This is a genomic window from Vibrio sp. 10N.247.310.98, from assembly GCF_041467395.1.
GTDB lineage: Bacteria > Pseudomonadota > Gammaproteobacteria > Enterobacterales > Vibrionaceae > Vibrio > Vibrio crassostreae_C.
Map to the genome: position 1 here is coordinate 1 of NZ_JBFSUL010000026.1, position 19,885 is coordinate 19,885.

Here is a 19,885-nt window from a genome sequence, read left to right on the forward strand (position 1 = left end):
ACTCAGGCCTTGAAAGCCGCTTAACAGAAATGTCCAACTTTACGGGGTCACTTCAATTTCAGTGGCTTTTTTATTATCTGACGTTGTGTATCTTTATAATTGAATGTGACTTAACGCCCTAAGCTTCGTTTTCTGGCGCTTCTTTCTCTGCGGTCTCTTTATCAACCTGCTCTTGATCGACAATCGGCAGCACCTGTTTTACATAGTTGCCTGGCGCTTTGCCAATCACAGGATTAAGCTCTGAGCCTTGATTGAAAGGTTCGATTTTTTCGTCAGTTTCAAAACCTTGTAGCCACTGATTCCAGTGTGTCCACCAAGACCCCTCATTATGAGTCGCATTAGTTAGCCACTCATCCGCCGAGTCGTCTAGGTTGTCATTCAGCCAGAACCCGTACTTCTTCTTATCTGGATGGTTAACAATACCCGCGATATGACCAGATTCACCAAGCACGAACGTCTTGTTGCCACCGGTATTCAAGGCACCACGGTAAGTCCCCTGCCAAAGCGCGATATGATCTTCTTTCGCTGAAATGAAGTAGCTTGGTATTTTTATCTTATTGAGATCAATCCAGACACCGCCTACTTTCACGCCTTTGTCTTGAACAAGTTTATTCTCAAGGTAAAGCTCACGCAGCAAGAAATTATGGCACTTAGCTGCAACGTTAGTGCTGTCACTGTTCCAGTACAACAGATCAAACTCCATTGGGCTGCTGCCTTTTAGGTAGTTATCAATGTAGTAGTTCCAGTACAGGCTGTTTTCACGAAGCAAACTGAATGTCACGCTTAATGAACGACCATCCATGAATCCTTTAGCATCGTTCTGTTTCTCAATGGCGTTAATGATCGTTTCATTGATATATGCGCCAACCTCTCCCGGCTGAGAGAAGTCTAATAGAGTCGTAAAAAAGGTCGCAGTTTTAATGCGTTTCTTCATTCTTTTAGCAGCATAGTAAGCGACCGTTGAAGCGAGAACAGTACCACCAATGCAGTAACCTGCAGCATTGATTTGCTCTTTACCCGTGATATCTTCAATTACCGTCACGGCTTTCGCTACGCCTTCCGTGACATAGTCACCGAACTCTAAGTCTTTTTGCGCTTCACCTGGGTTGCGCCAAGACATCATGAAGACGCTGTGCCCTTGCTCAAGCAACCAACGAACCATTGAGTTCTTTTCACGAAGGTCGAGAATGTAGTACTTATTGATGAATGGAGGAACGATCAACAAAGGCGTGGCGTTCACCTGAGGTGTTTTTGGGTAGTATTGAATAAGCTCGAACAGATCATTTTGAAAAACGACATCACCTTCCGTGTTCGCAACATCAACACCTAATCGGAAGGCATTATTGTTGGTCATACGGATCTTGAGGATATCCGCGCTCGCTTCAACGTCAGCTTGTAGCTGCTCTAGCCCATCTAGCAAGTTCTCACCATTGCGCTCAAGCGTTAGCTTCATCAACTCTGGGTTAGTCGCAATGAAGTTACTAGGAGAAAGAGCATTGATAGCCTGACGTGAAAAGAACGCCACACGTTCCTTGGTTTTCTCGTCTATGCCTTCGATTGAATTAATGGTGTCTATATAGCTTTTGCTGAATAACAAATAAGACTGCTTGATAAAGCTGTAAAACGGGTCATTTTTCCACGCTTCATCAATAAAGCGTTTATCACTGCGCTCTTCAGTAATGACGCTTTCGGTATTACCCATCAGTGCGGCATTTTGCCAAATCTTAAGTTGCTGTTCCCACCACTGGGATTGTAACTGAAGGAGAACGGCGGGTTGGTTAGCGGCTTGCTCGAAGATTTTTGACGCATCATCAAAATTCAACTCTTGCATCGCTTGATTTAGGGGAGATTGCGCGGCTTCCTTGTTTTGTTCAAAGTTTTCCCACCATTGCTGGTTTGTTTGTTGAAGTTTAACAAGGTAGTCCGAAAAGAAGTGTTGAAACATAACATGACTCCAATAATCGGAAAATCGCCACCGAGCCTCACAGTAAACACTGTGCTGACTCGATGGCGATTTTATTTATGCAGGTGTAACTGTTTTCAAGTTTTCAGTTGTTAGTGTTTCAACATCTTCTTTGAACTCTTTTGCAGCAGCTTGCATTTTTGAGCTATCACTCATCATCTGTTGAGACAATTGAGTTAGCGCTGCTAGTTGCTGGCTGTTGAACGCCGTTAGGCTAGTCACGTCTTTGATTTCAGTCACTGCTTTCATTTGCGCAAGACCCATGTTCGTGTAAGTCTGCATTGCATTCATTTGCAGTTCTGTCATCGTTTGGACGTTCTTTGCAACCAACTTGTTGAACTTTAAGTACGGTTCAAATTGCTTTTCAGTTTGGTCAGTAATTGTTTTGAAAATATCCGTGTACATAAGTAACTCCTGATGAATACATAGTTTAATAAATTTGTGTCACTATCGTTTCAGCCAACGCTCATCGATTAACTCGCGATGCTTTGAAAAGCTGATCCGATATTTAAGCTTGCTACCGATATATCAGGCTCTAACCTTCAATACCTTTTAGCAAAACAGCGGTTCCCATTCCCCCACCCACACAGAGTGAAGCAACGCCATAAGTCGTTTTCTGTTCAAGCATTTCATGGATGAGTGCAACAATAATTCGATTGCCTGAAGCACCTAAAGGATGGCCAAGCGCGATTGCACCACCATTCACATTGACCTTTGGCTTGAACTCATCAAGCGGTAAGTCATGCTGCTCTGACAATTGGTACATTACGCCAAGAGCTTGTGCTGCAAACGCTTCATTCAATTCAAACAAATCTACTTCTTCTAGAGTGAGATTCGCCTTATCAAGCGTTTTAGAAACGGCTTCTACTGGGCCTAAACCCATAATCTTTGGATCTAATCCAGACTGTGCGTAGCTCGTTAGCTCTACCAGTGGTGTCAGTCCGTATTTCGCTACTGCACTCTCTGAGGCTAAGATGATTGCACTCGCGCCATCATTGATGCCCGAAGCGTTACCTGCCGTAACAGACCCTTCACGGTCAAAAGCTGGACGAAGCTTTTGCAGACCTTCGAATGTCGCGTCTGACTTCGGATACTCATCGGTATCAAAAGTGACGGTTTGTCTGCGCTGCTTAACTTCTACAGGCACGATTTGCTCGTTAAACTTACCCGCCTCTATCGCAGCAACGGCTTTTTGTTGGCTTTCTAAGGCATAGTTATCTTGAGCTAGGCGCGAAATATTCAACGTGTTCGCGATATTTTCAGCGGTCATGCCCATGTGGTAGTGATTAAACGCATCGGTTAAGCCATCACCAACCAGTAAGTCTTTCATTGAGATGTCACCCATTTTGTGACCATTACGAACGCTCGCTGGTACCACAAAAGGAATTTGTGACATCACTTCAACGCCAGCAGCAATAACCACTTCAGCATCTTGTGCTTTGATGTGCGCCGCTGCGTCCATCACTGATTTCATTCCGCTGCCGCAAATCATGTTCACGCCGTATGCTGGTGTTTCCTCAGGAAGCCCTGCATAGATGGAAGCCTGACGAGCAACCCCCATGCCTTGACCTGCCGAAATCACGTTGCCGACGATTACTTCATCAATCGCATCTAACGAAAGATCGACAGACTCAAGTGCACCTTTGATCGCAACGCCAGCCAGTTCACCCGCAGATACGTTTTTTAGCGACCCGGTAAATGCACCAATAGGAGTGCGCTTAGCCGCAACAATAAATACTTTTTCCATCATTCCAACCCCTTCAGTTTCGCCAATTACTGCATGTACAAGCCGCCATTCACAGACAATGTTTCGCCTGTAATGTACGCGCCAGATTCACTCGCTAAAAAGCCCACTGCGTCTGCAATTTCAACAGGTGTTGCTAAGCGTTTCATCGGAATTTGGTTCTTGATTGAATCCAGTACTTCAGGCTTCACTTGCTCAACCATAGGAGTTGCTGTGTAGCCAGGGGCAATCACGTTCACGGTTACGCCGCTACGAGCGCCTTCTGCAGCCAAAGCTTTAGAAAAACCAATCATTCCAGCTTTCGCTGCTGAGTAGTTAGTCTGTCCAAATTGACCTTTAAGACCATTGACGGAAGAGATGTTGATGACACGGCAGTTACCTTTCTCACACATAGGAGCGAACAAAGGTTGAGTCACGTTGAACAGACTGTTTAGGTTTGTTTCAATCACGTCTTTCCACGCTTCGGCATCCATCTTTTTAAAGACGCTATCACGTGTAATACCTGCGTTATTGACTAGTACATCCACCGTGCCTTCTTCTTCTAACAACTTGCTTAAGCTCAGCGCACATTCCGCAGTATTGGTAACATCTAATTCAAACAATCTCACTTGATCTTCGGTGAATTGTTTTTCGTTAAACCAATCCAAGGCACATTGGTAATTTCCAGTAAAATAAGTCGCGATAACACGATAGCCGTCTGCAACTAATTTAGACGAAATTGCTGAGCCGATACCGCCTTTTGACCCTGTAATTAAAGCAAGCTTTTTCATTAATGGTTCCATCCCTTACAAGCAATTAAATAACAATGATGTTAATAAGATAATGTCTTAGCTGATAATTAAACTTTACGTTTTGCTTTAATTAAACCCTACAACTCAAAATCAAAAAGTATTATTACAAATATAAAATATTTTCGTATTATGATTAAAAACTAGACTTGCATCCCAAAATTAATGAAATGTTACGAACATGTAAGTTAACGCAAAGCTCTGATATTAATAAGGTTTATTTAATTTTACTTTTATCAACAAGCAGATAAGCCTTTGTTAATACGCGATAAATCTATATCTCCCAGCTTGTTTCAAGAATAATGCAATGTGGGAATTTGAAATGATTGATCACGAGAATAATAACAAAACTATTATTAGAAATTAATAAATGGTTCCTAATGATTCTATATGAGCTTCAATATAATTAACGTTCTAAATGGGGACGATGAGCATTATGAATAGACAAAAAAGCCCACTCAATCTATGAGTGGGCTTAAGTAAATAGCATTAATAAATTGAGCGTGGGATCTTACTTCGTAAATATTTCATTTTTATTTACATCAAGATAAATTTTGTTTTCAAGGGACAACCCACCACAATAAATAAAATAGACATCTCGATTGCTGTACTTAACAGATTTCACCCATCCGCCTAATTCTTCAAAATCACTTGGGGCACACTCCCCCTCAGAGATCAGTTTAGCCACCGAATTACGGAATTTTTCTTGATGGATCTTGAGGTCATCAGACTTAACCAAATAGGAATCCAATATCTCTTTGCTTTCTTTTTCCGAAATAATGACTTCATCATTCGATAAGCCTGACATAGAGACCCATTCCGCCGTCTGTGGGCCGCCTTCTTTAAGGACTATATAGTCTGAGATACGTGCCCATTCGCCTTGTTTCTCGAGTACCACCACCTTTTCCCCTTTATAGAGGTAATCTGTTATCAAGCCATCAATTTCAGGTTGCTCGACCACTTCAAGCTTTCTCTCCAAAACGTAAAATTCCGTCTGCTCGGGTTCAGGCTGAAGATCCATGATGGGTACAAGGTCAGATTCAGATTGCTCGGTAGCTTCTAACGCCGGCTCTTCCGTTTTCTCTTGTGGGATTGGGTCTTTATTCATGACTAAGAAGTAGTATGCCGCTCCTCCCCCTCCGCCCAATATCAACAACACAAGTAAAGCGATCAGCGCTTTTTTCATCAAATCCACCAGCTCTTCCGTTATAGGTATGTCTCAAGTGTACATCAACTCATGCTGCTGCTCATCTATACTCTCAATAGAGCGCACGGTAAGTAGAGGAAAGTCATGAGTTTTTGGGGGAAAGTTATCATTGTAAGCGTAACTTTGAGTGCCAATGTCGCTCTAGCGAATCATTGTGACCGTGAAAACTGGCAAACACTGTTGGATCGTCAGCTCTCTTTTGAAGGTCGCTATAGTCAGTACACCAAAGAGTTCAACCAAGTTCTTTCAACCTATGAGTCACAGACATTGTTATCTAAACACTTTAATGAAAAGCAGATCATTGAGCTTTGGGCAAAGTACGAAGAAAGGTTTAATGTGCAGCTCAATAGTCATATGAATACCGCGTATGACGTCTCCGAGGTTTTGCTACAACAGGCGTATTTTGTGTCTAGTGAACTTGAAGGCGCTGACTCTCTAGCGTATTCATGGCAAGCCGTCGCCAAACACTGCACCAAAGCAAAACTCCCACGCCAGGCAGAAAGCGCGCAGGTGCACGTCCAAAGCTCACAATCACTCTCCCGAGATCTCCATACACTCAGTGAAAAATTCCGTCAGCTGTCTTCAAAATACCGCAGAGAAGCGACGATGATTGACGAAGCCCGCCACATAAACCAACCAGCAAACGGTGCATCAAACTGAAATCACCATTAGATTCTCTCACTCGTTCGACTGGACTTTTCCGATAAATATGCTCAATCCCATTCATAATATTCTAAGAACTCGTTAATCAAAGCTTTATCAATAGGTTGTGAAAGTAATGTGCTATCTATCAACAATGAAGTTCAATTTCCGACCAATGCAAGCGAGTATGTGAGATGTTCATCACAAAATAGATTTACAAACGCCAGAAAATTGTTATCATGAATCTTCATATAACTTAATAACAAGAAACATTTTGGCTAGGTAATATGCAAAAGACTATGGCTTTCAACTGCTTGAGTAACACGGAATGGACTGCAGAGATAAGAGGTAAACTTTTATCTGTAGCTAAACACATGGAAGAGTTCGGTTCAGTAAGTGAGCTAGAGCTATGTAAGATATTTGGAGAGACAATTTGGAATGACGGCGTGGATTATCATTCACATGCTTTTTCATTCAGAATTAATGCACAAACTGGGGATTGTTCAATCTCTAACTTTAAGTATCACTAAGTTTTGCACCTATCATATACGGAGTACCTTTCACGAGGTGCTCCGTTTTTTATTGCCTGAAGCCTGACACTTAATGGATGATTTTTGATATTGACCGCGCTTCTACTTCAGGAGTAAACCATTTCGTTTTCAGCTCATTCTGCCTTCGTGTTACTGCTCAGAGTTTGGCTTAATCGGTATAAATTGGCAGTGGTGCATTGCCTTTTACTTGTCTTATCGCAAGGTGGGTATGAATATCTTTGACGTTAGAGAGCCTTTGAAGTTTTCTTGTAAATGCCTCGTAGGCCATCAAGTTCGGGCTAACCACTTCTAGCAAATAGTCATAAGCCCCAGATACAACGTGGCAACTGATCACCTCTTCCATCTCTACAACAGCCGCCTCAAACTTATCTATCGACACTTCTTGGTGGTTGTTTAGGCTCACCTCAACAAACACACTCATTGCGATGCCGACTTGTTCTCGTGACAAGCTCACACGATAACCGTCAATAATGCCCTTTTCTTCTAGCCTTTTGACTCGTCTTGCACAAGGCGAAGGTGATAAACCCACTTCATCAGCAAGTTCAGCCGTGGTTAACCTGCCATCTTTTTGTAGCAGTTCGAGAAGATGCCTATCAATTCTATCCATAGTAAATGCCAAACATTAGTTAAATCCGTTAATTATTTGGTGAATATTAGCAGAAATCATCAACGATAGTTCAAGTTTAGCCAAAACTTGCCAACCTGTGGCACACCAACTGTTCCATAATGAGTCATCACCCACTCTCCTTCTATATTATGAATCTTGGCTACTTATCTATTACTGTCACCCTACTCATTTGGGCGAGCTTTTTTCTTTCTCTTAAAGGCGGCGCAAATTCAGATTTAACACCTGCCGATATCGCTCTCACAAGATTTCTCATACCGGCTTTGGTGTTATTGCCTTTGATGTGGAAAGCACGCAGCGCAATTGCCGTCGTCCCTAAACGGTATCTAACGGGTATGTTCGTAGGTAGCGGATTACCTTATCTGCTTGTTGCCGGAACGGCCATGCAGTTTGTTCCGGTATCTCATGGCAGTGCTCTTGTTCCGGGCACGCTTCCTCTGTTCGTTACAGGAATTGCGGTACTCTTTTTTAAGCAGCCACTCAGCCGACATCGTGTTGTTGGTTTAGGTTTGGTTTTGCTCGGCATACTGTTGTTTTTAGGGAGTAGCTTAAGCAGCTTCAACTTCGAATACACCAAAGGTCATTTGTTGTTTTTATGCGGAAGCTTAATGTGGGCGATGTTCACCATCTCAGCCCGTGTCGCTAATCTTAATGCGTTAGTCAGTGCCGGTTTTATTTCTCTCTGTTCTACTTTGCTTTTACTCGTCCTAATCCTGACTGGAACCCTCCCAAGCCACCTAATGGACACACCAATCGCTAATTGGCCCTTCACGGAGCTTGCCGTTCATTCAACAGTGCAAGGCGTTGGGGCGGGTTTAATCGCTGCGTTCACTTACCTTTATGCGGTTAATACCTTAGGGGCTGAACGCTCTGCCGCTTTTGGCAGTGCAACACCCGCAGTGGCAACCTTGTTGGCGATCCCACTATTCAACGAGATTCCTAATGCGATGACTTGGCTCGCCCTTGGTTCTATTTGCATCGGCAGTTTGGTCGCGAGCAACATATTCATGAGAAACGACCAGTCGATGCAGTACCAACCGCCAAGCCATAGCAAAGCCTGATACTGCGTTCAAACCTAAATACAGTTCCCCTAAGCATCGATTTTAGGGCTTGTAGTACACAGATAAGCCTGCCAACGCAGGCTTATCTAAAATCTGCTTTTTCTAAACTCGCTTCTCCATTAAACTGTCCGACCTTTTTGCAGATCCAAGAGAACACCATGCAACGCGACTACACCTTAAATTGCTTAATCACCATGCCTCGCCATGAACTAGAAGAATTTAGTTTAAGAATGATTCATCGCCTTGTACCTGAAGATGCAATGACGGAATTGTTTACGTTCGAGCAAGAAGAAGTCACCAGCGAAGAACGCATGCAATCAGCGAAATTTGACGCAATGCTTCGAATGACAGCTATCGCGCTTGGTGAAGTAAACCTAGCCTTCTCAGAGTCGGATAACTCGCAACAGAACATCGAGCGAATGACTCGCCTACTGCTTTGGCACTTCTACTCAATTTCTTTCAACCTTGAAGAAGCAATCGCAATCGAAGTGCACTGTGAGAAAGTAGAAAAGATCTTAAAGAACGCACCTAAAGATGCGTTTGGCTGGGTTAAAGAATTAACTGAGCTGCTTCACTTCTACGCGAAAGTGAACGAAGGTAACGAAGACAGAAAAGACGCTTAACGTTACTTCTACGTAAGTACACATCAAGCTAAATCGAAGGCAGATAGAGCTATACCGAAGGCAAGTAAAAGCTTTGCTGAAAGGAGTTCTCTGCCTTTGTTGTTTCTAGCACACTGTGATGCAACATCAGTATCGACTGCGCGATCTTGGTTCCTATTCCCAAAGAACCATTCGGCGCTTCCAGTTCAACCTCATTATGAATCACCACCTTCACCCGTTTGGAATCCGCTTCAAAACCAACATCTAACGACACCACAGTGCCACTTGGGCTATGCCTCAATGCATTATCTAACAGATTCAAAATCAACCTCTCAAGCAGATCACTGTCACCCACAGCCTTGATTCCAATAGGCATATTAATGTTCAACTCAACATTTTTATGGCGATATTTGCTTTGTATCGTTTCTAAGCATTCGCTCATCAGCCCATTGAAATCGATTGAAGCGTATTGATATGTGGGTACCGGGTTATCTTTCTTGGCGCTATCTAACAGCGAATGGAGCTGTTCAGATAACTTGTTGCCATTGCGATATGCCACATCTATGAGTGGATCCGAATGTGGGTTTTGAATCCTCCACGTTTCTAGATACCCCAATACACTCGACAATGGCGTTTTCAAATCATGACTGAGCTGTAATAAGCTTTGTCTTCGATGTGACGACTGATATTCAAGTTGCAAAAATTGCTGTTGAATGTGCTTCGCCATCAACTGATACGAGCGTGCAATCGGCACCAATTCTGGTACTTGATGAATGAAGTTCGGGTCCAATCGAAAATCTTGCTCTGCTTGTTGTTGCAGCTTGCTTGTAACTTCTTCGATAGGGTTTAAGAGGCTGCGCTTCACGAGCAGGTAAGCCCCAATCGCAAAACCTAAGATAGAGATCAGCATAAGTCCTGCTAGCGCCATATAAGGTGTGTCGACTTGCGAATTAGCAATCACGGTATGGCGATTACTGCCAATCAACACATACAGATACCCAACTGTTGAACCCAACTCTTCAATCGCAGCAACGGAAAACACCTTACGAGAATCAGGATTGATAGGGTCTTCGCCAAGAATCGGATAAGGCTCGTCGTTTAAAAATTGTCTAATGGGTGCTAAGTCTATCTGGCTTGCCAACACAGTGCCTTCTGGCGCAGCGTGCGTCGTGATATTTCCTTGGCTGTCGAGAAAATAAATGTCGAAATCGGGACCAATCAACATCAAGGTATGAAATATGGATTTAAGGGCTTTGGGGTTGTAGTCAGTCCCTATCATCAGAGGGTTATCATCGCGCATATGAACCGCGAGCTCTTTGTGTAAGCTCTGCTTAGTTCTTTGTTCTATGGTCTCTTTTTGCCAATTATAGGTATAAGCAATCACCACACTCACGAGCAGAAACCACAAACTGGTGAACAACACTAAACGCGATTTGAAACTCATGTTCTCTCCTCGATGGCTCTTAGGTCTTACTGGCCTTTTAGTAAACTTCGGACGCGACACATAGGCCTAAGCTTTCGACTCAAACTTATAACCAACACCCCAAACGGTTTTAATGAAATCATCATCACTATTCGGCATCGCAAGCTTGGTTCTTAGACGGTTGACTGTGCTACACACGGTATGGTGATAGCCAGAGTGATGAGTATTCCAAACATGATCGAGCAGCTCGTCTTTGCTATACACACGCCCCGGGCGGGTTGCTAAGAAATGAAGTAAGGTAAACTCGGTAGCTGTCAGCGGTACGTCTTGGTTATTGAGTGACACCTGATGGCGTTCAGGTTGAATAGTGAGCACACCAAAATTCATAATCGATTCTGCTGTCACAACCTCTTGAGTCGCTGATTCGACATGGCTTAAACGGCGAAGCACGTTCCTCACTCTTGCTTGAAACTCGAGAACGCTGAAAGGTTTCGTTATGTAGTCATCAACACCGGCTTCTAAGCCTGACACCTTATCTAACTCAGCGTCTCTTGCGGTTAGCATGAGTACTGGCGTCCAATCCTCTTGCTGACGCAACATTCGACAGAAATCGAGTCCGTCACCGTCTGGTAAGCCACGATCCAGTACGATCAAATCGAAATGACCCTCTTTATAGAGCGCCTGAGCCTTTTCAATCACATTAGCTCTGATTACGTTATGCCCTTGGAACTTAAGATGCATCTGCACCAGTTCAGCCAAGTCATCATCGTCTTCAACCAACAATATGTTTGCCATCAAATTTACCGCAGCACTATTCATGATCCCTGCTCTATTCTGAGTCCGCCCACCTTTCAATTGACCGGAACAGAGCAGGAATTCTTTCATCGTGCTTTCAACCTGTTACTGAGTTCGAGTAATGGTGATTCTTGCACCGGGGTTAAGGAAACGATGATTTGCACTTAAAGTAGAAGTCGTAAGGCCATCATCTTGGCTGATTACGCCAGAGTGAAAACTCACTATATCGGTGTCGTCTCGTGTGGTATTAAAACCTTCACCACCGCCTGCTGGTCCCGGAATGGTTGCAGCAAGCTCATCGTTCAGCTCAGTTCCCGAATCCCAAACATTCATGTTCATGGTAAAGGTATCACCCACCGCTAATGACTTGAGCGATAATCCGGATTCGCCGACAAACGCATCATTGGTGTTCACCAACATGGAAGCAACTGAGATATACCCTTCTTGATTTGGGTCGACACGAATCGACACCGTGTCTTGCTCACCTGAAAGAATCAGTCCATTGCCTGAGATGCCTTGATAAACATTGGCGTCACTGTCACTGAGCGCAAGCAATTGTGCATTACTACCCCCTTCCGCCAAGTATTCCAGATCGACAGAGGCACTTTGCCCAACTTCAAACAGATCAAAATTCGTATTGTGAGTCAACACCGCGAGTGGTGACATTGGTTGATTGGGGGTGAGGTTAGTAACACTCACATCATAGCGATAGTAATCGTCGTCATCGTCCGGACAACCCGCTAACACAGCTACTGATGCAGCGATAAATAGAATTCTAGCTTTCATACATCCCCCTTACTTCACAACAATGGTGATAGTTGCAACAGGGTTTAACCATCGATGGCTACTGCTATCGAGGTCACTGATGCCGCCCGCCGCATCACCATCACCAATGTTACCTGGATGAATATGAACCTTAGCGTTTGATACTGCCGTTTCTACACCTGTGCCACCAGCGCCAAAGGTAATGAATGGAGGGTTCGGCATACTGCCCGCCAGCTCATCATTGGCTTCTGTGCCTGCGTCATAACCATTTAGAGTCGCTTTGTAGGTGCCCGCTTGAGTTGGGATCTTCCAGCTATCTAGACCAACAAAGCCGTCGTTTGTCGGCAGCAACATTGCACCCAATGATAGGTACTCTAAATCACCAGTACTGATATCAAACGTAGTTGCGACGCCTGGATTGAGGATGCCGGCCGCTGGGTTCTCAACCACCACGCCTCCCGCGTTGGCAATGACACCAGATAAACCTGAAATATCGCCACCTTCGGCCATGGACTCTAGTTCCGAAGAAGCCGTTTCACCCGTTCTAAACATGAACAAGCTTGAGTCATGAGCCGCCGCTAAGATAGGCGTAAAGTAGATCCCTTTCGTTGCATTAGTGACAGTGACTTCAAGCTCAGCAGCCTGAACTTGAGCCGCTCCGAAGGCCAACATAGCCGAGCTGATCACTAAGCTGATTTGAGTACGTTTATTCATTTTGATTCCATCCTTTATCGAGTCCTATCGTTGCCAACAAAACGAATAACAGCGATATACCGTTACCTTTGCCAGAACGAACTGTGGTGTTGTTGACTCTAAGAATAACGATCAAATCTATCAGCAACTTCATTGAATTCTCATAAAACTCTCACAAGTTTATCCAAACTTATTACTGCAAATAAAAATAGCGATAAAGTACTAATATTTAATCGAAAAATATCAATTTATCATTTACGTCAGAAGGGATAGAAAAGAAGATAAAGAATAGAAATGGAACGAATAAAACGCAAAAAGGCCGAATCGATTTAACGATTCGGCCTTTATTCTAGCGTACTGTTGTTACTCTTTCCTAAGCCGTATTTGGCCTTTCAATCGAGCTAACAACACAACATCAAATTAGAACGCGTAGTTTGCGTCAATCAGTTCGCTAACTTCCACTTTGCTTACTTCAGCACGAGCTTCAAGCCATTGAGCAACTTGCAGTTGTTCTGCTTCTGTTACTGAACGGTAGCGCTCAATTGAGCATAAGAAACCTTCAAACAGCTCAAGGCCGCCGCCACCAAAGCACAGACCGATGCTGTCGATGAAATCAATGAACTCATCAATGAACACATCGTATTGATCAAAATCAGTAATCGATGTCTTGCAGCTTACTTCAAAACCCAGAATCGCGAATTCACCTAGGTATAGCTTTTTGCGTAGGCGACGATTTTTGTTTTCGATTTTATCTAATTTCATAACTGCCTCTCTTTTCGTTTGATAAAGCATTTATACACAGTTCCACATCAATCCCCAAGAGTTTTGTATTACACAAGGGTGTTAATGGCAAAAATCGTGCTACAGAAACAAAACCTTAATCAAATCTATAAAAATCTGTCACTTAACTGCTTCACGATTAGTCACACATTGACCCAACTTATTAACCAATTAGTTAGTAGGTGGGTAAGTCATGAATAACGAATAATAAAATCAGCCAATAGGAAGCAGTAAAGATGAGCAAGGAAACATTTGATAGCACTCGTTTTAATAAGAGCAAAAACAAACCCTTCGAAGAAGTTTTAGATGCGAACCTTTCAAGAAGAAATGTTCTCAAAGGCGGTTTAGGCATCAGTGCAATGACGGCGTTTGGTGCTTTTGGTTTAGCAGGCCACAGCACAGCGCACGCGGCGACAGCATCATCTAGCGCACCGCAAAAAAGCACTGCTACACTTGCATTCGAATCGGTTAAAGGCTCACTGACAGACAGTGTCGTTGTGCCAAAAGGCTATACAGCACAAGTATTGGTTCCTTGGGGTACTCCACTTAACAAGCAAGGCAATGCTTGGTTAAAAGATGGAACCAACAACGCACAAGATCAAGCAAACTCACTGGGCATGCACCACGACGGCATGCACTTCTTCCCGCTTAATGGCAACAGCAACGACGGTTTGTTGGTGATTAATCACGAATACATCGACCAAAAAGCACTGCACGCTAATGGTCCTACATACGATGAAGGCAACCGCCCTAGCCTTGATGAAGTACGTAAAGAGATCAACGCACACGGCGTGAGTGTGGTTCGTGTAAAACTTGAAGGCAACCAATGGGTGATGGTCGATAACGATCCTCTGAACCGCCGCTACACAGGCGCGACCGTAATGGATCTGTCTGGTCCTGTTGCACACAGTGAATTTACCAAAACCAAGTTCTCACAAGACGGCAGCCAAGCTCGTGGCACGTTGAACAACTGTGGTAATGGCTACACACCATGGGGCACTTACCTAACGTGTGAAGAAAACTGGCCGGGTTATTTCGTTAACAAAGGCGAGACAACACCAGCGCAAGAACGTATTGGTATCGCTACCGACAAAACACGTTACGGTTGGGACACGCTTTCTGGTGACAAACAAGAACGCCTAGACGAATTTGCTCGCTTTGACGTAACACCAACAGGTGAGTCAGCAATGGACGATTACCGTAACGAAGCACACGGTCACGGCTACATTGTTGAAATAGACCCATACACAGCAAACTCTCGCGCTAAGAAACGTTCTGCACTGGGTTGTTTCCGTCACGAAGGCTGTACGTTTGGTAAGTTGACCGAAGGCGAGCCAATCGTATTCTACTCTGGTCACGATTCTCGCTTTGAATACCTATACAAATTTGTTTCTGAAGAGAAATGGGACCCGCGTGACGCAGAACCGAGTAATCGCCTAAGTGCGGGTGACAAGTACATGGATAAAGGCACGCTGTATGTGGCTAAGTTCAACGATGACGGTTCAGGTACTTGGCTACCACTAACGTTGGGCAGCAAGACTACAAACGGCGGTAAGCTAGGTGATTCATTTGACTCTCAAGCAGCGCTTATCATCAATACAGCAGGCGCTGCCGACCTTGTTGGTGCAACGCCAATGGATCGCCCTGAATGGTGCTCTGTTGACCCAATGACGGGTACGGCTTACCTAACGCTGACTAATAACAACAAGCGTAAAGAAGCGAACTCTGCGAACCCTCGCGTAGACAACAAGTTCGGTCATGTTATCCGTTGGGATGAAGGCAAAACGGCAGGCGAGTTCGATTGGGATATCTTCGTATTTGGTTCACCAGCAGTGGAAGACAAGTCTATTAACCGCTCTGGTCTAACAGACATGAACCAATTCGCGAGCCCTGACGGCTTAGCGTTTGATGCTCGTGGCATCTTGTGGATTCAGACAGATAACGGCGCAGACGAAGTAACTGGCTACACCAATGACCAAATGCTGGCAGTGGTTCCATCTCAGTTAACGGATGACAACGGCAACAGTGCGGTGATTGATGCAAACAACCAAGCACAGCTTAAACGCTTCTTTGTGGGTCCAAACGGTTGTGAAGTGACTGGCTTTACCATCAGCCCAGATTTCAAATCACTGTTTGTGAACATTCAACACCCTGCAAACTGGCCATCGTCTGAAGATGCAACAGCACAAACTCAAGGCAATGTTCGTCCAAGAGCATCTACGGTTGTGATTCGTCGTGAAGACGGCGGTGAAATCGCGGTTTAATACGCAAATCTAGCTAAGATCAGAAACATTTCTGTTATCTAGTTTCTGTTCGCTAGCTCAGTAAAATCAAAAAGAGCGATAAGGCCAAATGCCCTATTGCTCTTTTTATATTCTATGCATTCTTCGGTTTAAGTAAGGAACCAAGCCTTAAAAACTTATCATCATCCAAAGAGCTCGTCATACCAAGCTCTAGTCATCCTCGAGAAGGAGGGACGACTGAGTCGGAGATCTCTAACCGTTATCGCTTTTCAGAATTAACTCACGAACAGCCACACACCAACACCCATCATCAACGTACCAGCAATACGGTTCATCAACTTAACGTTATCCGCCTTGCCGAGCATATGTTTTAAGCTCTTACCGCCGGTCGCGTATAAAGTCATGCAAACAAACTCAGAAACCAGAATGATCGACACGAGAATGAGTAACTGCGGTGCTAAGTCTTTATTGCTGTTAATAAAAGGAGGCAATAACGAAATCATGAATGCCCAACCTTTCGGATTCGCGATAGCTGTCACGAAGCCTTGAACCACCAAGTCCCAATCATTGCTGACTTTTGTTGTTTGGTTGTCAGTACTGATCGCCAGCTTGCCTCTCGAACACCACATCTGAACACCTAAATAAAACAGGTAACCTGCGCCAACAAATTTAAAGCCCGTAAATAGCCATGGGTAGTTCAACATGATCGAAGCGATACCCAATACCGCAGCAATAGAAACCACAGCGACACCAGCCAACTCACCGATCATCATCCATAATGTACGCTTGTATCCAACACTCATCCCCAGTGTCAGAGCTAAAGTCATACACATACCGGGCGTGATTGACACGAAGAAAAACGTGGGAATAAAAGCCCAAAGTAGTGCGCTATCCATATTATTACCTTATCGACTTATTTTTATTTAATAGTTCTTGTTTCTTGATCGGGCTTGAAATGAAGCGAGGTTGAAACGAAGCAGTAATGACAATAAACAATATTGCGATCAATACAAACAAAAAGAGCCACATAACAGTGGCTCTTTTTCATTACCAACCGTAATTTTACTTACGACGGTTTTTAATTCGCTTCATCATAGTCAAACGACGTTCAGCGCTTGCTTGATCTTGTGGCTCTTCGTTCGCGTTGTTCTTACGACCCTGACGGTTTTTGTAAGCCGATTTAGTGTTCAGCTTCTCGATGTAAGCATCACGTTTCTTCGGTTCGTAACCCGGTTGTTCAACACGGCGAATACGTTGTTGAATCAGTTTTTCAACTTGAACAACAGTCAGCTCTTCTTCGCGGTTAACGAAAGAGATTGCGTGACCTTGTTTACCAGCACGACCTGTACGGCCAATACGGTGAACGTAATCTTCCGCTAGGAAAGGCATGTCGTAGTTAATTACGTGTGGTAAGTCTTCGATATCAAGACCACGAGCTGCAACGTCGGTTGCTACCATCACACGTGCTCTACCTTCTTTGAAATCATCCAAAGCACGACGACGAGCACTTTGCGCTTTATCACCGTGACAAAGTACCGCTTTAATACCGTCAAGCTTAAGCTCTTTAACTACATCATTCGCTGTTTCTTTATAGTTCACGAACACAAGCACTTGGCGCCAGTTTTTACGGCCAATAAGCTCAGAAAGCAGTTCAGTTTTACGTTCTTGATCCACTGGGTAAACCACGTGACCAACAGTAGCAGCCGTAGAGTTTTCGCGCTCAACACTAATACGTTTTGGTTTACGCAGAATATCAACAGACAGTTGGTTTAACTGAGTAGAAGTCGTTGCAGAGAACATCATGATTTGCGGTGATGTTTCTACATCCAACATGATCTTACGAACGGCATTGATAAAGCCCATATCAAGGATACGGTCAGCTTCATCAAATACTAGGAATTCTAGGTTAGCAATAGACACGTTACCCGCTTCTAAGTGCTCTTCTAAACGGCCAGGGGTTGCAACCAAAATATCCACACCCAGTTCTAGTTGACGAACTTGTGAAGACATCTTGTTACCACCGTAAACCGCAGAAACGCTTAGATCCGTGTATTTAACGTAGTCTTTAATGTTTTGAGCGATCTGCGCAGCAAGCTCACGAGTTGGAGCAAGAATAAGGCCGCGAGCCGTTCCTCTAGACGCTTTTTTACCGCTGTTCAAAAGGTGTTGAATAACAGGCAATGAAAATGCCGCTGTTTTACCCGTGCCGGTTTGAGCAGTAGCAAAAATATCATGGCCTTTACGAGCCATTGGAATCGCTTTTTGTTGAATTGGAGTGAGTTTTTCATAACCACACTCAGTCAACGCTTTGACTAATTCAGGAGCAAAACCTTGAGAGGAAAATGACATTGTTACGGGTTCCTTAAGCAGACAGCCTACATTCTTATTTCAGCCGAGCACTATAAAGTAATTAGAGTGATTTATCTCACATTTATCGTGATATAACGCAAACTTTCTCATTTAATCTGGTGTTTATCCCGCCTTCAACGAAGTAAACACCAAGATCCTTGGTTCAAACAGCAAAAACAGGGCTATTTGATGCCACACAGCTTGAGTAGAATCTGCTCGAGATCGCCCCATGGCATGAGCTGCGAGTCGATCACTTCAAGACGAGACTCAAAGCCATCAAGGGAAATTTCATTCACTGACACCACTTGATTCGCCACGTTAAACGCATAGCAACCTTGGTCAGTATTCACCACGGCTTTTACACGCTCAGCCGTTAGCTCCGACAACATTGAGAATAGCGCATCGAAGTCGAACTTATGCTCTGCGCCAAACAACCAACCACAACTAAAATAACCCTGCCCTTTATTCTCTTTACGGATAAACGCTTCACCGGGAGGCAGTTGGAATTGAGGCTCTTGTTCAGCGTGGTCATGATGATGCGCTTCAAGATGAGAGGAAGCACTGCCGTATACTCTTTCAATGTCCAACACTTCCAATGGCACTTCACCATCGTGAATTAGCTTATGGAAGACTTTTGCTGACGTTTGATCCGTCACCCAATCATTGAACACATCGATGTCTTCAGAATGAACAAGGTCAACCTTAGTACCAAGAATCACATCTGCACTATTTAGTTGATCATTAAAATTCTGATTCGAGGTGTACTTTTCATTAGACAGATTTCGTGGGTCAACCAAACCAAGCGTCGCTTTTAAATCGACATATGGTGTGTACTGATCGGAAGTCAGTGTCGCTATAACCTGTTTAGGGTGACCAAGCCCTGTCGGCTCAATCAATAAACGGTCTGGCTTTTGGCGAAGTAAGGCATTAATACCCACTGACATAGGCACGCCCGCAGTACAGCACATGCATCCACCCGGCACTTCTTTAATCAAAGCGCCTTGATCTGTCATCAATGCACCGTCAATGCCGATTTCCCCGAATTCATTAACCAGAACAGCCCAGTTTTCATTCTCAGGTTTATTTTTTAGCAGGTTCAAGATGGCTGTCGTTTTACCAACACCCAAGAAACCCGTAATGATGTTTGTAGGAACTTTTTTAGTCATATCAGTTCTCCTTTTTAAGGGAGTATATACTCAATCACCAAAAAGTTGACCCCAATCGATTGTTTACACTGAGATTCGTTAATAGAGGTTGGCGCGAAAATAATCAGAAGAGATAAAGCAGTAGAAGCGGAATGAGGAAATGGGATGCTCCAGACGAACTAAAGGCGTACTTACTCAGTACGCCTCACCCTCGTTACTCAATCGTGAGTTCGCGAATCAGGAAGCCTTAAATATCGACCTGAACATTTAACGAGGAACTAAAACTTTGTTTCTGAATCCATCCAAATTGTGTGTAAAACCTCACTTCTCCTTGCGGTTCGTTATGTTGCTTTACAATTTAACTATGGTTCATTTTTGGGGATATTCAAGCCACCACCAGAGAATCGATCAAAATTGTGACGGCGATTCCACAATTGCCCATAGATTCCATTTATGTAACACGTACATTCCATAAATGAAATTCAACTTTTCATCTTTGCTGCTATAGG

At 43.9% G+C, this 19,885-nt stretch carries 20 protein-coding genes; 5 read left to right on the top strand and 15 right to left on the bottom strand.

The features are described from left to right. Nucleotides 1-118: 118 nt before the first annotated feature. The 5 genes from phaC to AB6E78_RS12145 form a co-directional block, all read right to left on the bottom strand. Nucleotides 119-1,945 (bottom strand): class I poly(R)-hydroxyalkanoic acid synthase, encoded by a 1,827-nt coding sequence (phaC, locus tag AB6E78_RS12125; RefSeq protein ID WP_372112847.1) that lies wholly within the window; start codon nucleotides 1,943-1,945, stop codon nucleotides 119-121. Nucleotides 1,946-2,020: 75 nt separating this feature from the next. After that, nucleotides 2,021-2,368 carry a phasin family protein gene (locus tag AB6E78_RS12130; RefSeq protein WP_017062616.1) on the bottom strand — a complete coding sequence of 116 codons (348 nt, stop codon included), beginning with the start codon at nucleotides 2,366-2,368 and terminating at the stop codon, nucleotides 2,021-2,023. 130 nt (nucleotides 2,369-2,498) lie between these two features. After that, nucleotides 2,499-3,710 (bottom strand): acetyl-CoA C-acetyltransferase, encoded by a 1,212-nt coding sequence (locus AB6E78_RS12135; RefSeq protein WP_102320772.1) that lies wholly within the window; start codon nucleotides 3,708-3,710, stop codon nucleotides 2,499-2,501. 26 nt (nucleotides 3,711-3,736) lie between these two features. Beyond that, entirely contained in the window at nucleotides 3,737-4,477 is a 741-nt protein-coding gene (locus AB6E78_RS12140) for an SDR family oxidoreductase (protein WP_372133675.1), read from the bottom strand. Nucleotides 4,478-5,006: 529 nt separating this feature from the next. Beyond that, nucleotides 5,007-5,690, bottom strand: coding sequence for an SH3 domain-containing protein (locus tag AB6E78_RS12145; RefSeq protein WP_372133677.1), 684 nt, complete (start codon nucleotides 5,688-5,690; stop codon nucleotides 5,007-5,009). A 96-nt stretch (nucleotides 5,691-5,786) separates the two neighbouring features. On the opposite strand from AB6E78_RS12145, the gene AB6E78_RS12150 reads away from it, so the two are divergent. Further along, the gene (locus AB6E78_RS12150; protein ID WP_372133679.1) at nucleotides 5,787-6,362 is read left to right on the top strand and encodes a hypothetical protein; all 576 of its coding nucleotides are present in this window, start codon (nucleotides 5,787-5,789) and stop codon (nucleotides 6,360-6,362) included. Nucleotides 6,363-6,631: 269 nt separating this feature from the next. Beyond that, nucleotides 6,632-6,874, top strand: a complete 243-nt coding sequence (locus AB6E78_RS12155; RefSeq protein ID WP_017062621.1) for a hypothetical protein — start codon at nucleotides 6,632-6,634, stop codon at nucleotides 6,872-6,874. Between the two features lie 169 nt (nucleotides 6,875-7,043). Here the strand turns inward: AB6E78_RS12155 and AB6E78_RS12160 are convergent, their stop codons facing one another. Then, nucleotides 7,044-7,502 (bottom strand): Lrp/AsnC family transcriptional regulator, encoded by a 459-nt coding sequence (locus AB6E78_RS12160; RefSeq protein ID WP_017062622.1) that lies wholly within the window; start codon nucleotides 7,500-7,502, stop codon nucleotides 7,044-7,046. Nucleotides 7,503-7,651: 149 nt separating this feature from the next. Here AB6E78_RS12160 and AB6E78_RS12165 point away from each other — a divergent pair, with 149 nt between their 5' ends. Both AB6E78_RS12165 and AB6E78_RS12170 read left to right on the top strand, forming a co-directional pair. After that, nucleotides 7,652-8,581, top strand: a complete 930-nt coding sequence (locus AB6E78_RS12165) for a DMT family transporter (RefSeq protein ID WP_136981852.1) — start codon at nucleotides 7,652-7,654, stop codon at nucleotides 8,579-8,581. Between the two features lie 158 nt (nucleotides 8,582-8,739). Continuing rightward, nucleotides 8,740-9,204: a hypothetical protein gene (locus AB6E78_RS12170; protein ID WP_017064489.1), complete on the top strand. Its 465-nt coding sequence runs from the start codon at nucleotides 8,740-8,742 to the stop codon at nucleotides 9,202-9,204. Between the two features lie 49 nt (nucleotides 9,205-9,253). Here AB6E78_RS12170 and AB6E78_RS12175 read toward each other — a convergent pair whose 3' ends face one another. The 6 genes from AB6E78_RS12175 to AB6E78_RS12200 all read right to left on the bottom strand — a co-directional run bounded on the left by AB6E78_RS12175 (nucleotide 9,254) and on the right by AB6E78_RS12200 (nucleotide 13,621). Further along, nucleotides 9,254-10,627, bottom strand: a complete 1,374-nt coding sequence (locus AB6E78_RS12175; RefSeq protein ID WP_372133681.1) for a sensor histidine kinase — start codon at nucleotides 10,625-10,627, stop codon at nucleotides 9,254-9,256. Between the two features lie 66 nt (nucleotides 10,628-10,693). Then, nucleotides 10,694-11,425, bottom strand: a complete 732-nt coding sequence (locus AB6E78_RS12180) for a response regulator transcription factor (RefSeq protein WP_017067448.1) — start codon at nucleotides 11,423-11,425, stop codon at nucleotides 10,694-10,696. 81 nt (nucleotides 11,426-11,506) lie between these two features. Further along, entirely contained in the window at nucleotides 11,507-12,187 is a 681-nt protein-coding gene (locus AB6E78_RS12185) for a spondin domain-containing protein (protein ID WP_017072230.1), read from the bottom strand. Between the two features lie 9 nt (nucleotides 12,188-12,196). Next, complete coding sequence (locus tag AB6E78_RS12190; RefSeq protein WP_065583911.1) at nucleotides 12,197-12,880, bottom strand: spondin domain-containing protein; 684 nt, start codon at nucleotides 12,878-12,880, stop codon at nucleotides 12,197-12,199. After that, nucleotides 12,873-13,013, bottom strand: a complete 141-nt coding sequence (locus tag AB6E78_RS12195; protein ID WP_017067451.1) for a hypothetical protein — start codon at nucleotides 13,011-13,013, stop codon at nucleotides 12,873-12,875. The genes AB6E78_RS12190 and AB6E78_RS12195 overlap by 8 nt, the downstream gene beginning before the upstream one ends. A 266-nt stretch (nucleotides 13,014-13,279) precedes the next feature. Continuing rightward, a complete protein-coding gene (locus AB6E78_RS12200; protein WP_017062629.1) occupies nucleotides 13,280-13,621 on the bottom strand; it encodes a YggL family protein in 342 nt (113 codons plus the stop codon). Nucleotides 13,622-13,875: 254 nt separating this feature from the next. Between AB6E78_RS12200 and AB6E78_RS12205 the strand changes: the two genes are divergently transcribed. Further along, nucleotides 13,876-15,903: a PhoX family phosphatase gene (locus AB6E78_RS12205; protein WP_372133683.1), complete on the top strand. Its 2,028-nt coding sequence runs from the start codon at nucleotides 13,876-13,878 to the stop codon at nucleotides 15,901-15,903. A gap of 254 nt (nucleotides 15,904-16,157) precedes the next feature. Here the strand turns inward: AB6E78_RS12205 and AB6E78_RS12210 are convergent, their stop codons facing one another. From AB6E78_RS12210 to AB6E78_RS12220, 3 genes are all read right to left on the bottom strand, one after another. After that, nucleotides 16,158-16,778: a LysE family translocator gene (locus AB6E78_RS12210; RefSeq protein ID WP_372133685.1), complete on the bottom strand. Its 621-nt coding sequence runs from the start codon at nucleotides 16,776-16,778 to the stop codon at nucleotides 16,158-16,160. Between the two features lie 166 nt (nucleotides 16,779-16,944). After that, nucleotides 16,945-18,231, bottom strand: a complete 1,287-nt coding sequence (locus AB6E78_RS12215; protein ID WP_019821956.1) for a DEAD/DEAH box helicase — start codon at nucleotides 18,229-18,231, stop codon at nucleotides 16,945-16,947. Between the two features lie 182 nt (nucleotides 18,232-18,413). Continuing rightward, nucleotides 18,414-19,397: a GTP-binding protein gene (locus tag AB6E78_RS12220; RefSeq protein WP_372133687.1), complete on the bottom strand. Its 984-nt coding sequence runs from the start codon at nucleotides 19,395-19,397 to the stop codon at nucleotides 18,414-18,416. Nucleotides 19,398-19,885 lie beyond the last annotated feature (488 nt).

What these genes read in the sequence shown, in the direction of transcription:
- AB6E78_RS12150 (WP_372133679.1), top strand. Translation starts at nt 5,787, where the DNA reads ATGAGTTTTTGGGGGAAAGTTATCATTGTAAGCGTAACTTTGAGTGCC.
- AB6E78_RS12170 (WP_017064489.1), top strand. Translation starts at nt 8,740, where the DNA reads ATGCAACGCGACTACACCTTAAATTGCTTAATCACCATGCCTCGCCAT.
- AB6E78_RS12220 (WP_372133687.1), bottom strand. Translation starts at nt 19,397, where the DNA reads ATGACTAAAAAAGTTCCTACAAACATCATTACGGGTTTCTTGGGTGTT.
- AB6E78_RS12135 (WP_102320772.1), bottom strand. Translation starts at nt 3,710, where the DNA reads ATGGAAAAAGTATTTATTGTTGCGGCTAAGCGCACTCCTATTGGTGCA.
- AB6E78_RS12175 (WP_372133681.1), bottom strand. Translation starts at nt 10,627, where the DNA reads ATGAGTTTCAAATCGCGTTTAGTGTTGTTCACCAGTTTGTGGTTTCTG.
- AB6E78_RS12215 (WP_019821956.1), bottom strand. Translation starts at nt 18,231, where the DNA reads ATGTCATTTTCCTCTCAAGGTTTTGCTCCTGAATTAGTCAAAGCGTTG.
- AB6E78_RS12180 (WP_017067448.1), bottom strand. Translation starts at nt 11,425, where the DNA reads ATGAATAGTGCTGCGGTAAATTTGATGGCAAACATATTGTTGGTTGAA.
- AB6E78_RS12200 (WP_017062629.1), bottom strand. Translation starts at nt 13,621, where the DNA reads ATGAAATTAGATAAAATCGAAAACAAAAATCGTCGCCTACGCAAAAAG.
- AB6E78_RS12160 (WP_017062622.1), bottom strand. Translation starts at nt 7,502, where the DNA reads ATGGATAGAATTGATAGGCATCTTCTCGAACTGCTACAAAAAGATGGC.
- AB6E78_RS12195 (WP_017067451.1), bottom strand. Translation starts at nt 13,013, where the DNA reads ATGAAGTTGCTGATAGATTTGATCGTTATTCTTAGAGTCAACAACACC.
- AB6E78_RS12165 (WP_136981852.1), top strand. Translation starts at nt 7,652, where the DNA reads ATGAATCTTGGCTACTTATCTATTACTGTCACCCTACTCATTTGGGCG.
- AB6E78_RS12130 (WP_017062616.1), bottom strand. Translation starts at nt 2,368, where the DNA reads ATGTACACGGATATTTTCAAAACAATTACTGACCAAACTGAAAAGCAA.
- AB6E78_RS12155 (WP_017062621.1), top strand. Translation starts at nt 6,632, where the DNA reads ATGCAAAAGACTATGGCTTTCAACTGCTTGAGTAACACGGAATGGACT.
- AB6E78_RS12185 (WP_017072230.1), bottom strand. Translation starts at nt 12,187, where the DNA reads ATGAAAGCTAGAATTCTATTTATCGCTGCATCAGTAGCTGTGTTAGCG.
- phaC (WP_372112847.1), bottom strand. Translation starts at nt 1,945, where the DNA reads ATGTTTCAACACTTCTTTTCGGACTACCTTGTTAAACTTCAACAAACA.
- AB6E78_RS12140 (WP_372133675.1), bottom strand. Translation starts at nt 4,477, where the DNA reads ATGAAAAAGCTTGCTTTAATTACAGGGTCAAAAGGCGGTATCGGCTCA.
- AB6E78_RS12210 (WP_372133685.1), bottom strand. Translation starts at nt 16,778, where the DNA reads ATGGATAGCGCACTACTTTGGGCTTTTATTCCCACGTTTTTCTTCGTG.
- AB6E78_RS12190 (WP_065583911.1), bottom strand. Translation starts at nt 12,880, where the DNA reads ATGAATAAACGTACTCAAATCAGCTTAGTGATCAGCTCGGCTATGTTG.
- AB6E78_RS12205 (WP_372133683.1), top strand. Translation starts at nt 13,876, where the DNA reads ATGAGCAAGGAAACATTTGATAGCACTCGTTTTAATAAGAGCAAAAAC.